Below are 13,383 nucleotides of genomic sequence, written 5' to 3' on the forward strand. Positions count from 1 at the left end.
GCGCTTGCTGTAGCCGTGCACGTCGGCGACCCGGACCCGGATCGCGCTGATCGGGGCGCTGAGCTGCGGGCTGGTGCCGCCTTTCAGCAGCTTCGGCACGCTGGCCAGGTTGGTCAGCAGCAGCGGCGGGGCGGAGAGATAGCCGGCCGGGTTGCCGCTCGGCTCCAACGGCTGCCCACCAAGGGCGGTACGGCTTCGGTCGTCGGCGCCCTCCGCCATCGGCGGCTCGTACGTCTCCAGCGGCACCTTGCCCAGATCACTGAACCCGGCCAGCTTCTGCGGGTCGAACGCGCCTACCGCCCGCCAGAATCGAAACGGTGTCAGGGCTCCGCCCTTCGCCAGCGAGAGCACGCGCAGCGAACGGCTCGGCGTGTCGCCGGACAGCCAGGGCAGGGGGAGTGGATTGAAATCCATCTCGTCCCCGTACACCTTCGGATCGATCGGCGGCAGGGCGCGGGCCTGGAGAGCGCCGTCGGGCCGGCGATCGTATTCCACCGCGCCGGCCTGCAGCACCGACTGGACCTGGCCGAAGCAGCAACCGGTCTCCGAGATCCCCTCGGCCAGCTGGGCCTCGAAGCCGTCGGTCAGCTCGGACCGGCTGGATCCCACCCGCACCCCCGTGGCCTGCCTCAGGGTCTGCTCGAGATCCTCGGCGGGGATCCCGGCGGCCCGCAGCCCGGGCAGGCGGGTCATGGTGGTCCGGAGCGCCCCGTCGAGGAACGGACGGCTGGTGGTCAGCACCGGGAGGGTCCGGTTGAGCGCCGTGCCTCGGGTGATCTCGGTGATCGTGTCGTCGGGCCGGAGCGCCCGCCCCTGCACCACCGCGCCGGTCAGCCCGACCAGGCGTTCCTCGGCGGCCGGGTCGATCGCCGCCAGCAGGAACGGCACGATCACCTGATGGGTGAGCACCAACCGGTCGGCGCTGGTCGTGAACCCTTCGCCGTCGGCGAGCACGCCGCTGCGAGCCTCGAACCGCCCGTCGGGCAGCAGCCGGACCGTGTCGACCTGCCACCTGTCCCGCTCGTTGAAGGACACGTTGTGGTTGGTCAGCTCGCCGAATTCTGGATCGCAGACCGGTGCCGTCCGGCCGTCCGGCAGCACCTCCCGCGGGACGAACCCGCAGATGCCCGACCACGGGTAGGAGCGGCCGTCGGAGTATTCGAGCGGCTGGTCGGGGTCGGGGATGACGTCCAGCCGCGGATAGATCACCGGCCGTTTCGTGACGTACACGTAACGGGGCTTGCCGGTGGCGGTGGAGAGCTCACGTTCGGCGACGAAGGTCGGGTCCACCCGGATCACCTGCCGCTCCAGCGACCGGTCGATCGCGTCGGTCGCGTCGAACCGGACGGGCACCGGGGTGGTCGAGTAGCCGAGCATCGCGATCGGGGCTGCCACGTCGACCCCGGTCACCGCCCTGACCTGCTCGTACTGCGCGGTGGTGATGCCGCCGAAGAGGCCGGAGAGGTAGTTGGGCCGGACCAGCCCGCGCTCGGCCTCCAGCGGGGTGCGCGTCCCCTTGGGACGGACCAGGATGTCGTACGCCGCGCGGGTGTCGCGCTCGACGGCACCAGTGACCTCGAGGCGGGAAGTGGTGGTGGCGCCGGTCAGGACGACGAATCCGGTGGTCGCCACCAGGACGCCGGCCAGCAGCGCCACCGACCGACCCGCACGGCCACGAAGCTGTCGCCAGATGAAAGCCAGCATTCGCGCCTCCCCGTGTGCTGCTGCCCACTCTGCGCGATACATTGTCACAATACAAGACCCGTTTCGGGCATGATTCTCCCCGCGTGAGGCGCTGATCGGAGGTGGACGGTGGCGATCCAGCACGCGGTCCTGGCCCTGCTCGCCGGTGGCCGCAGCTACGGCTACGAGCTGAAGGGCGCCTTCGAGGAGGCCGTCGGACCGCAGTGGGGCCCGCTCAACATCGGGCACCTCTACCAGATCCTGGAGCGGCTCTCCCGAGACGAGCTGGTGGTGGCGGAACGGCAGGCCCAGCCGGTCAAGCCCGACCGGGTGGTTTACGAGATCACCGCGGCCGGGCGGGCGGAGCTGGACCGCTGGCTCGCCGAGCCCAGCCCACGCAGCGGCGGGTTCCGGGACGACTTCTTCCTCAAGGTCACCGCGGCTGCGCGCTCCGGCTCGGCGGCGACCGTCCGGACGGTGCTCGGCAACCAGCGCGGCCACCTGCTGCGCGAGCTGCGCAATCTCGACGGGCTGCGACGGAAGGCCGCCGATCCGGTGGTCGGCCTGCTGCTCGCCGCGGCGGCCCGGCACGTCGAGGCCGACCTCGCGTTCGTCGACGACGCCGAGGCGGTGCTGCTCGCCGACGGTGGCGCCGGCCTCGGCGCGCTCGCGGCGGGCGCGCCGGGGACCGCCGCGTCGGCGGACCGCCCCGGGCCGGCGCGCGCCGCCGGCTGACCACCGCTCGCGGTGCCGGCTCGGCGGGTCAGGCTGTCGCCACCACCCGGCGCAGGAAGCGGTCGGCCAGGTCGACGACCTGGTCGCCGTCCAACTCCAGCCCCGGGGCCGCCACCGTCACCTCGGCCAGCGCCACGCCGGGCACCTCGGTGTCCCGCCAGCCGCCGACGAACCACGCCTTCTCCTCCTCGGCGAGGGCGAGGTTGGCGGCGTTGAGAGCGCCCGCCGAGTGCGGCAGCCAGAGCCGGAACTGATGGGTGTGCGGCGGCGCCGGGTACACCCGCGCGCCGGGCAGGGTGGCCAGGGCCGCGGCCACCAGTTGCGCGTGTGCCACGTAGCCGGCCAGGCGGGGCAGCTCGTGGCTCAGGCCGGCGAGCGCGGCCAGGGCGGCCGGCCACTGCTGGAACAGGTTCCCGCCGTAGCGGTGCCGCCAGGCGCGGGCGTAGCGGACCAGCTCCGCGTCGCCGGCCAGCGCCGCCCCGGAGTGGCCGCCGAGGGACTTGTAGAAGGAGACGTACGCGCTGTCGGCCAGCGCGGCGATCTCGGCCGGCGAATGCCCCAGGTGGACGGTCGACTCCCAGAGCCGGGCGCCGTCCAGGTGCACCCGGCTGCCCCGCTCCCGAGCCGCCCCGACTGTCGCGACCAGCTCGTCCCAGGTCGGCAGGACGAACCCGGCGTCCCGCAGCGGCAGCTCCAGGAGCAGGGTGCCGATCGGCTCGTCGAGCCCGGCGACCTCCTCCGCCGTCGGGTTGCGCGGCGCGTCGGTGGTCCGCACCGCCCGCAGGCCGCCGAGCAGGGCGTACGCGTCCCGCTCGTGCATCAGCGGGTGGCTGAGCGGGTGCAGGCCGACCCCGTCCCGCCCGGTCAGCTCGGCGCCGTACCGCATGGCGACCTGCTGGGCCATGGTGCCGGTGGGAAAGAAGACGGCGGCCTCGGTGCCGAGCAGCGCGGCGACCCGGCCCTCCAGTTCCTCGACCGTACCGCCCTCGCCGTAGAAGTCGGGCAGCAGGTCGTCGGTCGCGGCGGCCCGGATCGCCGCCAGCTGCTCGGCCACCGACGCCGGCCGGGCACCGGAGAGCACGGTGTCGCAGCCGCGCTGCGCGGTGACCCGACGGAGGCGGTCGGCGTACGGCTCGGTCATCCATCCTCCTTGAGCCGGCGCAGCCGGGCCACCGCCTCGGTAAGCACCTCGGGTCGCTTGCAGAACGCGAACCGGACCAGCCGCCGCCCCGCCTCCGCGTCGTCATAGAAGACCTGGGTCGGCACGGCCACCACGCCGCAACGCTCCGGCAGTGACCGGCAGAACTCCACCCCGTCCCGGCCGCCGAGCGGGGTGACGTCGGCGGTGACGAAGTACGTGCCTTCCGGGGCGAGCACGTCGAACCCCGCCTCGGCGAGCCCGACGACGAGCTGGTCCCGCCGCCGCTGCATGTCGGCCCGGAACTCGGCGAAGTACGCGTCCGGCAGGGCGAGCGCCACCGCGACGGCCGGTTGCAGCGGCCCGGCGTTGACGAAGGTGAGGAACTGCTTGACCCGCAGCACGGCGGAGACCAGCGGTGCGGGTCCGCTCACCCAGCCGACCTTCCAACCCGTGCAGGAGAAGGTCTTGCCGGCCGAGGAGATCCGCAACGTCCGCTCCCGCATGCCGGGGAGCGTCGCCAGCGGCACGTGCGCAGCGGCGGCGTCGGTGAACACCAGGTGCTCGTACACCTCGTCGGTGACCGCGTACGCGTCGTGCTCCCGGCACAGCTCGGAGACCAGGGCCAGCTCGTCGGCGGTGAAGACCTTGCCGGTCGGGTTGTGCGGAGAGTTCAGCAGCACCAGCCGGGTACGCGGCCCGAACGCGGCGCGCAGCTCGGCCGGGTCGACCGCGTACCGGCCGTCGGCGCCGGGACGTAGCGTGACGGGGCGGCGGACCGCGCCCGCCATGGCGATCGAGGCGGCGTACGAGTCGTAGTACGGCTCGAAGCAGACCACCTCGTCACCCGGCTCGCAGAGGGCGAGGATGCTGGCGGCGATCGCCTCGGTGGCGCCCGCGGTCACCACGATCTCGCCGTCCGGGTCGTACTCGAGGCCCCAGAACCGGCGCTGGTGGGCCGCGACGGCCGCGCGCAGCGCGGGGATCCCCGGGCCCGGCGGGTACTGGTTGTGCCCGGAGCGCAGCGCCTCGGCGGCCGCGGCGAGCATCTCCGGCGGTCCGTCGGTGTCGGGGAAGCCCTGGCCGAGGTTGACCGCCCCGGTGCGCACGGCCAGCGCGGACATCTCGGCGAAGATGGTGGTGCCGAACGGCCGCATCCGGGCCACCAGCGGATCGGTCGTCGTCACGCGGGCCAGCCTACGGCCCGCACGGAAGCGGCAAGACACCCAGCCGCCGCTCCTCTCAGGCGTCGGTGGGGCCTCCGCCGGCTGGCGGCTCGGGGGAGGGCGTTGCGTCGGGCATCAGTGGCAACTAACAGCTCGGTCCGTAGTCGTTTGTCTCCTGGACGAGGATCTTCCCGTCGACAATGATCCGGCAGGTGATCAGGCTGTCGTCCGGATAGACGGAGTGACGGGTCAACAAGATCAACCGGTCCGTCTCCTCAACGGTGAACTTCAGCTGCCAGGGGAGCTTCACCTGCTCCACCTGGATGAAGTCGCCGTTGGCGTCGTAGTACGTCACGTCCGCCGGGGTGGTGCCGGTCACCTCGTACACCACCTTGTGCCTTCCAGGCCCTTTCGAAGGGGTCGCGGCGGGACTCCGGGTGGGCTCGGCGGTGATCAGACCATTGTCGGCGGTGTCGTTATCGTCCGGTTCGTCGTACGGCTCGCTGGTCTCCGTCGGGTACCCGTAGCCCGGTTCGTCGTACGGCTCGCTGGTCACCACCGGGTCCCCGGAGAAGGCGGCGGGGAGCACGCTCAGGCCGACGCAGCCGCAGAAGGCGAGCACCAGGACTGCGGCCACGCCTACCACGACCGCCGGGATCCAGCCGCTGCTCGTCCGCGGCGGCGTCGACCCGGGGTACGCGTACGGCGGCGGGTAACCGGCCGGAGGCCAGGCCGGCGCGGGGTGCCCGGGCCAGGAGTGCCCGGGTGGCGGGTTGGCGCCCGGGGCCGGCACAACCGGGGGCGGGTCGCCGAACGGTGCTGCCGGGGGTGGCCCACCGAACGGCCCCGCCGGGGGCGGCCCACCGAGCGGTCCCGCAGGCCCGGCCGGGGAGGGGTGCCCGGCCGAGGCGGTGCCGGGCTCGACGGTGCTGCTCGGCCCGGTGGTGGTCTCGGGCTGTCCGGTGGTGGTGCCCGGCCCGCCGCTGGCACCCGGCACGTCGGCGGGCGTCCAGGGCGTCGGCGGCGCCCAGGGCGCCGGGGTGGCCAGCGGATCCGGTGGCATCCAGGGGGCGGACGTCGGGCCGGCCGGCGGCGCGGTGGGGTCGGTCGGGCTCCCGCCGGCCGGAGGATCGGGGATGGGCGTCGGCTCGGACATCAGCTCAGCTCGCAGGGGACGGGCGGCCACGACCGCGGGAGGGGCATGCCCGGGGTGGGGCGGCCACCGGACCAGGGCCCTCAATGTAAGGGACGGTGGCTCGGGCCCCGGTAGCGCTCCGGCCAGCCGGAGGTCACCCTGGGTGGTTTATTCGATCCGCGCCCTCTGTCCACCCGTTCGCTCAAATTCAGTGATCGTTTACCCGGCTTCCGAGCACACATCGTGAGCGAAACTGGGTTAGGCTGCGGACCATGTGCGGAATCGTGGGTTACGCCGGCGCGCGCCCGGCCCTTGGCATCGTGCTCGACGGACTGCGGCGGCTGGAGTACCGCGGCTACGACTCGGCCGGCGTGGCCATCGTCTGCGACGACGAGCTGCTGACCGAGAAGAAGGCCGGCAAGTTGGCCAATCTGGAGAAGGTCCTCGCCGAGCGGGCCGCCAGCGACCCGGAGTCCTGCGCCGCCAGCCCGATCGGCATCGGCGACGGCACCACCGGCATCGGCCACACCCGGTGGGCCACCCACGGTGGGCCGACCGACCGCAACGCCCATCCGCACCTGTCCCCCGACGGCCGGGTCGCGGTGATCCACAACGGCATCATCGAGAACTTCGCCCGGCTCCGGGCCGAGCTGGAGGACGACGGCGTCGAGTTCGCCAGCGACACCGACACGGAGTGCGCCGCGCACCTGCTCGCCCGGGCGATGGCCGGCCTGCGCGCGGCCGGCGAGGTCGACAGCCCGCAGCTGCTCGCCTCCGCGATGCGGTTGGTCTGCCAGCGGCTGGAGGGCGCCTTCACGCTGCTCGCCGTCGACGCCGGGATCCCTGGCGCGGTGGTCGGTGCCCGGCGCAACTCGCCCCTGGTGGTTGGCCGCGGGGACGGGGAGAACTACCTGGCCAGCGACGTCGCCGCCTTCATCGAACACACCCGCGACGCGGTCGAGCTGGGCCAGGACCAGATCGTCCTGATCACCCCGGACAACATCGAGATCACCGACTTCGCCGGCCAGCCCGCCACCGGCAAGGACTTCCACATCGACTGGGACTCCTCCGCCGCCGAGAAGGGCGGCTACGACTGGTTCATGCTCAAGGAGATCGAGGAGCAGCCGCAGGCCATCGCCGACACGCTGCTCGGCCGGCTCACCGAGACCGGTGAGATCGCCCTCGACGAGGTCCGCCTCAGCGAGCAGGACCTGCGCGACGTGGACAAGATCTTCATCGTCGCCTGCGGCACGGCGTACCACTCCGGCCTGGTCGCCAAATACGCCATCGAGCACTGGACCCGGATCCCCTGCGAGGTGGAGCTGGCCAGCGAGTTCCGCTATCGCGACCCGGTGCTGGACCGCTCCACGCTGATCGTGGTGATCTCGCAGTCCGGCGAGACCATGGACACCCTGATGGCCCTGCGCCATGCCAAGGAGCAGAAGGCGCGGGTGCTGGCCATCTGCAACACCAACGGCTCCACCATCCCGCGCGAGTCCGACGCCGTCCTCTACACCCACGGCGGCCCGGAGATCGCGGTCGCCTCGACCAAGGCGTTCCTCACCCAGCTCGTCGCCTGCTATCTGATCGGCCTGCACCTGGCTCAGGTGCGGGGAATCAAGTTCGCCGACGAGGTGGGTGCGGTCGTCGCCCAGCTGCAGGAGATGCCGGGCAAGCTGCGCGAGCTGCTCGACCGGATCGAGCCGGTCCGCGAGCTCGCCCGCGAGCTGAAGTCCGAGCCGACGGTGCTCTTCATCGGCCGGCACGTGGGCTACCCGGTGGCGCTGGAGGGCGCGCTGAAGCTCAAGGAGCTGGCGTACATGCACGCCGAGGGCTTCGCCGCCGGCGAGCTGAAGCACGGCCCGATCGCGCTGATCGACGAGGGCACCCCGGTGATCTGCATCGTGCCGTCGCCGATCGGCCGGGGCATGCTGCACGACAAGGTCGTCTCCAACATCCAGGAGGTACGGGCCCGGGGCGCCCGGACCATCGTGATCGCCGAGGAGGGCGACGAGGCCGTCGTCCGCTACGCCGACCACCTGATCTACGTGCCGCGTACGCCCACGCTGCTGGCTCCGCTGGTGACCACGGTGCCGCTGCAGGTGTTCGCCGCCGAGATCGCCGCCGCCCGCGGACACGATGTCGACCAGCCGCGCAACCTGGCCAAGTCGGTCACCGTCGAGTAGTCGATCTCGTCGTGGCCCCTCCGCCCCGCGGTGGAGGGGCCTCGACGGGGTCCGGGATCATCGACCCAGCACGATCCGGGCCATGCCGTCGAGTGCCGGATTGCCGGGTTCCCAGTAGCCGGTGTGGCCGTACCGGCCGCTGGGAAAGCGCCGGCCACCGAAGCCAGGGTCGCTCGGGTCCCGCCCGAACCACAGCTCGTGGTCGCGGCCGTCGAGCAGCGCCGCCGAGCCGAGTGGCGCCCCGGCCAGCACCGCCCGGCGAGCCAGCTCCTCCGGCGGCCGCGCCAGCCGGATCACGTCGTCCGGCGCGGTGCTGGCCCAGACCTGCCCCGGCGGAACGCCCAGCTCGCCCGCGTGCCGCACCCCCACGCCAGGGGAGCCGACGAAGACCAGCGCGTCGGCGCTCAGCCCGTGGTCGCGGGCGGCGGTGCCGACCACCACCGAGCCGTAGCTGTGGCCGAGCACGGTATGCCGGGCCGGCGGGCCCTCGTGCGAGGCGCGCAGCCCCTCCTGGAACCGGTGCAGCGCCGGCCCGGCATCCTCGGCCTGGCGGGCGCGGGCCGCCTCGGGCAGGAAGTCGGGCGCGTCGTAGTCCAGCCAGAGCACCGCTGCCGTCTCCTCGCCCGGACCGAGCGCCGCGCAGCGGTCCAGCACCCGGGCGGCCCGGCCCAGCTCGCCGGGAGCGTCGGCGAGGTCGGCGGTCATCCCCGGGACGTACGTCAGCACCGCCCCGGCCCGGTCCGGGTTGCCCAGCGCCACCACGGCGCGCCCGTCCCCGGCGGGATCGAGCCCGAGCAGGTACGCCCGGGGCGCCCCCGGCGCGGCCAGCCGCCCGCCCAGCGCGTCGAGGCCGCGCAGGGCCGCGTCGACGCGGGCCAGCCGGGCCAGCCGGGCAAGCTCGGCCGGCCCCGGGGGCAGCGGCCCCAGCAACCGCCGGCGCCGGGCGGCCAACTCCTCGCGTTGGCCGGCGAGCAGCAGCCGGTTGGCCTGGTCCCGGGCCGTCACCGGCACCCCGTCGAGGCAGCCGATCCGGGCCGGCTCGTGCCCGACCAGCCAGCGGCGCTCGGCGGGAGTGAGCCCGGCCCACCAGCGGCTGACCTCGGCCGGGCCGGCACCGGACGACGGCCGCCAGGCGGGTGGGACGCTCACCCAGCCGGTGACCGCCGCCGTCGTCAACCCGCCTAACCGGGCCGCGGCCTCCCGGTCCGCCGTGCCGGCCAGCTCCAGCGCGCCGCGTATCTCGGCCGCCACCTGGGTCAGGCCCGGTCCGAGCCGCTCGGTGGGGCGGGGGCGGGCCGGGTCGGGCCGCACCGCCCCCGCCCGGTCCACCAGCAGGCCGCCCGCGTCGGCGTGCGCCACCGCGGCGGCGAGCCGGGCCTTCGCCGCGCCCAGCCGGGTGGCGAACTCGGCGAGCACCTGGTCGACCTCGATCAGCGCGGGCAGCACGTCGGTCAGCGCGCCGCGGAGCGCGCCGACCCGTTCCCGGGCTGCAGCGGCGGCTGCACCGGACCAGCCGGGGCGCAGGGTGTCGACCCGGGTGTCCAGCCCGTCGGCCCGTCGCTGGACCGGGCCGGTGAGCCCGCGCCAGGCCGCGCCGGCCGCGAGCCAGGCACCCGGATCCGCACCCCAGAGCTGGCCGTAGCCGGCGGGCGGGGCCGCGGTGGGTCCGGCCGTCGTGCCGGCCGCACCCCGCCCGGCGCGGTCACTCACCGGGGCACCCCGGCCAGCCGTCGGGCGGCCCGCTCGTCCACCGCCTCGTAGCCTTCGGCGGCGGCACGGACCGCCTCGCCGGTGGCCGCCACCTGGGCGGCGAGCGCCCCGCACCAGCGGTGCGCCGCCGCCTCCAGCTCGGCGAGCGCCACCCCCGCCCGCCAGCCGTCGACCGGCGCGACCAGCCCTGGCGTGCCGGCCAGCGACCGGACCAGCCGGTACGCGTCGTCGCCCAGCTCCCGGGCGACCCCGCGCAGCAGCTCCGGCTCGACGGTGAACGGCTCCTCGGTCATCGGTGACTCCCCGGGCGGAACAGGCCGCGGACGGGTGACGCCGGCGGCGGACGGGCACCCGCCCCGACAGGCGGGCAGATCGGGCAACGGGGACGCTAGGTGGTCGGAGACCGCCGGCACCGGCCCTGTGGACAACCGGCGGTGGTCGTACCAGCGGGCTCTCCACAGGCGTTGTCCACCGCGCGCCCGGCGGTTAATCTGCGGCCGCGACCGCCGGTAGGGTGAGGTCCGTGATCGTGGCAGTCGGCATCGACGTCGTGCTGGTGGACCGGTTCGCCCGGGCCCTGGCGCGGACGCCGCTGCTCGCCGACCGCCTCTTCACCGAGGCCGAGCGCTGCACCCGCTCCGGCAACCCACGCGCGCCCGAGTCCCTGGCCGCCCGCTTCGCGGCCAAGGAGGCGGTGGCCAAGGCGCTCGGCGCGCCGGCCGGGCTGAGCTGGCACGACTGCGAGGTCGTGCCGGATCCGGACGGCCGGCCCTGGCTGACCGTCTCCGGCACGGTGGCCGACGCCGCAGCCGAACGCGGGATCAACCGCTGGCATTTGTCGCTGTCGCACGACGGCGGCATCGCCTCGGCGATGGTGGTCGCAGAACGGTGAGCTGACCGGGCGGGCCGCCCGGCGACGAACGGACGGGGTGGCATGAGACCGGTGTGGCGGGTCGCGGACGTACGCGCGGCGGAGGCGGGCCTGATGGCGACCCTCCCGCCGGGGACGCTGATGCAGCGGGCCGCCGCCGGCCTGGCCCGCCGCTGTGCGTTGCTGCTCGCCGAGCGGGGCGGCCTCTACGGCGCCCGGGTGCTGCTGCTGATCGGCTCCGGGGACAACGGCGGCGACACCCTGTACGCGGGCGCGCGGCTGGCCCGCCGCGGTGCGGCGGTGTCCGCCCTGCTGCTCACCCCCGGCCGGGCGCACGCCGAGGGGCTGGCCGCACTGCGGGCCGCCGGCGGGCGGCTGGTGGACCGGCCCCCGGCCCTGGTGGACCTGGTGCTCGACGGCATCGTCGGGATCGGCGGCACCGGTGGGCTGCGGGAGACCGCCGAGCAGCTCGCCGCGAGCCTGGCGGAGCGCTGCGGGCGGGACGGTGACCGCGCGACCGTGGTGGCGGTGGACGTGCCGAGCGGCGTCGCGGTGGACACCGGGCACGTACCACTCACCGCCGCCGGCCGCCCCTGTGCCGTGCGCGCCGACGTGACGGTCGCCTTCGGCGCCCTGAAGCCGGCCCTGGTGGTCGGCCCGGCCGCCGCGCTCGCCGGGCACGTGGAGCTGGTCGACATCGGGCTGGAGCCGTGGCTGCGCGGCACCCCCGGGTTGCGGGTCATCGAGTGGTCGGACGTCGTCGACTGGTGGCCCCGGCTCGGCCCGTCCTCGGAGAAGTACAGCCGCGGTGTGGTCGGGGTGGCCACCGGATCGGCCGCGTACCCGGGCGCGGGCGTGCTCTCGGTCGGCGGCGCGCTGGCCGGCCCGACCGGCATGGTCCGGTACGCGGGCGGCGCCCGCGCGGAGGTGCTGCACCAGCACCCGTCGGTGATCGCCACCGGCCGGGTCGCCGACGCCGGCCGGGTGCAGGCCTGGGTCTGCGGCTCGGGGCTGGGCACCGGCGAGGAGGCCGCCACCGAGCTGCGCGCGGTGCTCGCCGCGCCGGTGCCGGCGGTGCTCGACGCCGACGCGCTCACCCTGCTGGTCGACGGCGCGATGGCGGACCTGCTGCGGGGCCGGGACGCGCCGATCGTGGTGACCCCGCACGACCGGGAGTACGCCCGCCTCTGCGGGGAGACCCCGGGCGCGGACCGGGTGGCGGCCGCGCTGCGGCTGGCCGCCTGGATGAACGCGGTGGTGCTGCTCAAGGGGGACCGCACGATCATCGGCACCCCGAACGGCCGGGCGTACGTCAACCCGACCGGCACCCCGGTGCTGGCCACCGGGGGCACCGGCGACGTGCTGGCCGGGCTGCTCGGCTCGCTGCTCGCCGCCGGGCTGCCGGCCGAGCGGGCGGCCGCCGCGGCGGCGTACCTGCACGGGCTGGCCGGCCGCGAGGCGGCGGGTGGCGGCCCGGTGACCGCGCCCGACGTGGCGGCCGCGCTCCGCCCGGTGATCGCCCGCCTGGGCTGACTGCGGCGAGGTCGAGCCGTCAAGCCCGCCGCGGCTACTCCCGGCCGGGGAGATCACCGGCGGAAGTAGGCTTGGGGGCATGTGGCAGTCGGAGGTGCGCGTCAACCTGGACGCGATCCGGGACAACGTGGCTCAACTCAAGTCGGGCACCAGCGCCGAGCTGATGGCGGTGGTGAAGGCCGACGGATACGGCCACGGCATGGTCCCGGCCGCCCGCGCCGCGCTCGACGCCGGCGCGGACTGGCTCGGGGTCTGCACCCTCGACGAGGCGCTCGCCCTGCGCCAGGCGGGGATCACGGTGCCCGTGTTGGCCTGGCTGCTCGCCCCGGGGCTGCCGCTGCACGACGGCGTCGCGGTCGGCGTCGACCTGGGCTGTGCCAGCCTCACCCAGCTCGACGAGATGATCGAGGCGAGCCGCCGGGCGGACCGCCCGGCCCGGGTGCACCTGAAGATCGACACCGGCCTCTCGCGCGGCGGGGCGACCGTCGCCGACTGGCCCGCCCTGCTGGAGGCCGCCGCGAAGGCCCAGGTCGACGGCCTGATCGAGGTGGTCGGGGTGTGGAGCCATTTCGCGTACGCCGACTCGCCCGGCCACCCCACCATCGATCGGCAGCTCGCCGTCTTCCACGAGGGGCTGGCCATGGTCGAGAAGGCGGGGCTGCGCCCCCGCTACCGGCATCTGGCCAACTCGGCCGCCACGTTGACCCGCCCGGACGCCCACTTCGACCTGGTCCGTCCCGGCCTGGCGATCTACGGCCTCTCCCCGCTGGCCGGCGAGCAGTTCGGCCTGCGCCCGGCGATGACCGCCCGGGCCCGGGTGATGCTGACCAAGCGGGTCCCGGCCGGCACCGGCGTCTCCTACGGCCACACCTACCTCACCGAGCGGGAGGCCAACCTGGCCGTCGTCCCGCTCGGGTACGCCGACGGGGTGCCCCGGCACGCCTCGAGCGTCGGCCCGGTGCAGCTGGGCGGCAAGCGGCGGATCATCGCCGGCCGGGTCTGCATGGACCAGTTCGTGCTGGACTGCGGCGACGACGAGGTGGCGGCCGGGGACGTGGCGACGCTCTTCGGCAGCGGCGCGGAGGGCGAGCCCACCGCCGACGACTGGGCCGAGGCGGTCGGCACGATCAACTACGAGATCGTGACCCGGTTCGGCGGGGTCCGGGTGCCCCGCGTGTACGACGGTGAGCGGCCGTGAGTGGGCCGCGAACCGGGGTAGTGCCGTG

The 13,383-nt window shown here is 74.8% G+C and carries 10 protein-coding genes and 1 pseudogene; 5 read left to right on the top strand and 6 right to left on the bottom strand.

What is annotated here, in order from left to right:
- Positions 1-1,704: pseudogene (locus ACNAVT_RS07765) on the bottom strand (ABC transporter permease); the annotation flags it as partial.
- 108 nt (positions 1,705-1,812) lie between these two features.
- Here ACNAVT_RS07765 and ACNAVT_RS07770 point away from each other — a divergent pair.
- Positions 1,813-2,418 carry a PadR family transcriptional regulator gene (locus ACNAVT_RS07770; RefSeq protein WP_416294202.1) on the top strand — a complete coding sequence of 202 codons (606 nt, stop codon included), beginning with the start codon at positions 1,813-1,815 and terminating at the stop codon, positions 2,416-2,418.
- Positions 2,419-2,446: 28 nt separating this feature from the next.
- Here ACNAVT_RS07770 and ACNAVT_RS07775 read toward each other — a convergent pair whose 3' ends face one another.
- From ACNAVT_RS07775 to ACNAVT_RS07785, 3 genes are all read right to left on the bottom strand, one after another.
- On the bottom strand, positions 2,447-3,559 hold the full coding sequence (locus tag ACNAVT_RS07775; RefSeq protein ID WP_416294203.1) for a threonine aldolase family protein: 1,113 nt from the start codon (positions 3,557-3,559) through the stop codon (positions 2,447-2,449).
- Entirely contained in the window at positions 3,556-4,743 is a 1,188-nt protein-coding gene (locus tag ACNAVT_RS07780; protein ID WP_416294205.1) for a pyridoxal phosphate-dependent aminotransferase, read from the bottom strand. Before ACNAVT_RS07780 ends, ACNAVT_RS07775 begins: the two co-directional genes overlap by 4 nt.
- A 124-nt stretch (positions 4,744-4,867) precedes the next feature.
- Positions 4,868-5,878: an MmpS family transport accessory protein gene (locus ACNAVT_RS07785; RefSeq protein WP_416294207.1), complete on the bottom strand. Its 1,011-nt coding sequence runs from the start codon at positions 5,876-5,878 to the stop codon at positions 4,868-4,870.
- A gap of 251 nt (positions 5,879-6,129) precedes the next feature.
- Between ACNAVT_RS07785 and glmS the strand changes: the two genes are divergently transcribed.
- Complete coding sequence (gene glmS / locus ACNAVT_RS07790) at positions 6,130-8,043, top strand: glutamine--fructose-6-phosphate transaminase (isomerizing) (RefSeq protein WP_416294209.1); 1,914 nt, start codon at positions 6,130-6,132, stop codon at positions 8,041-8,043.
- Between the two features lie 57 nt (positions 8,044-8,100).
- On the opposite strand, the gene ACNAVT_RS07795 is transcribed toward glmS, so the two are convergent.
- Both ACNAVT_RS07795 and ACNAVT_RS07800 read right to left on the bottom strand, forming a co-directional pair.
- The gene (locus ACNAVT_RS07795; RefSeq protein WP_416294210.1) at positions 8,101-9,753 is read right to left on the bottom strand and encodes an alpha/beta hydrolase; all 1,653 of its coding nucleotides are present in this window, start codon (positions 9,751-9,753) and stop codon (positions 8,101-8,103) included.
- Positions 9,750-10,046: a hypothetical protein gene (locus ACNAVT_RS07800; protein WP_416294212.1), complete on the bottom strand. Its 297-nt coding sequence runs from the start codon at positions 10,044-10,046 to the stop codon at positions 9,750-9,752. The genes ACNAVT_RS07795 and ACNAVT_RS07800 overlap by 4 nt, the downstream gene beginning before the upstream one ends.
- A 230-nt stretch (positions 10,047-10,276) precedes the next feature.
- Here ACNAVT_RS07800 and ACNAVT_RS07805 point away from each other — a divergent pair, with 230 nt between their 5' ends.
- The 3 genes from ACNAVT_RS07805 (at position 10,277) to alr (ending at position 13,355) form a co-directional block, all read left to right on the top strand.
- Positions 10,277-10,645, top strand: coding sequence for a holo-ACP synthase (locus tag ACNAVT_RS07805; protein WP_416294214.1), 369 nt, complete (start codon positions 10,277-10,279; stop codon positions 10,643-10,645).
- Positions 10,646-10,687: 42 nt separating this feature from the next.
- Positions 10,688-12,157 (top strand): NAD(P)H-hydrate dehydratase, encoded by a 1,470-nt coding sequence (locus ACNAVT_RS07810; RefSeq protein WP_416294216.1) that lies wholly within the window; start codon positions 10,688-10,690, stop codon positions 12,155-12,157.
- Positions 12,158-12,236: 79 nt separating this feature from the next.
- Complete coding sequence (gene alr, locus ACNAVT_RS07815; RefSeq protein WP_416294218.1) at positions 12,237-13,355, top strand: alanine racemase; 1,119 nt, start codon at positions 12,237-12,239, stop codon at positions 13,353-13,355.
- Positions 13,356-13,383 lie beyond the last annotated feature (28 nt).

This window comes from Micromonospora sp. SL4-19, assembly GCF_047921475.1.
Lineage (GTDB): Bacteria > Actinomycetota > Actinomycetes > Mycobacteriales > Micromonosporaceae > Micromonospora.

Coding starts and splice junctions, on each gene's coding strand:
- ACNAVT_RS07775 (WP_416294203.1), bottom strand. CDS start 3,559: ATGACCGAGCCGTACGCCGACCGCCTCCGTCGGGTCACCGCGCAGCGC.
- ACNAVT_RS07785 (WP_416294207.1), bottom strand. CDS start 5,878: ATGTCCGAGCCGACGCCCATCCCCGATCCTCCGGCCGGCGGGAGCCCG.
- glmS (WP_416294209.1), top strand. CDS start 6,130: ATGTGCGGAATCGTGGGTTACGCCGGCGCGCGCCCGGCCCTTGGCATC.
- ACNAVT_RS07800 (WP_416294212.1), bottom strand. CDS start 10,046: ATGACCGAGGAGCCGTTCACCGTCGAGCCGGAGCTGCTGCGCGGGGTC.
- ACNAVT_RS07810 (WP_416294216.1), top strand. CDS start 10,688: ATGAGACCGGTGTGGCGGGTCGCGGACGTACGCGCGGCGGAGGCGGGC.
- alr (WP_416294218.1), top strand. CDS start 12,237: ATGTGGCAGTCGGAGGTGCGCGTCAACCTGGACGCGATCCGGGACAAC.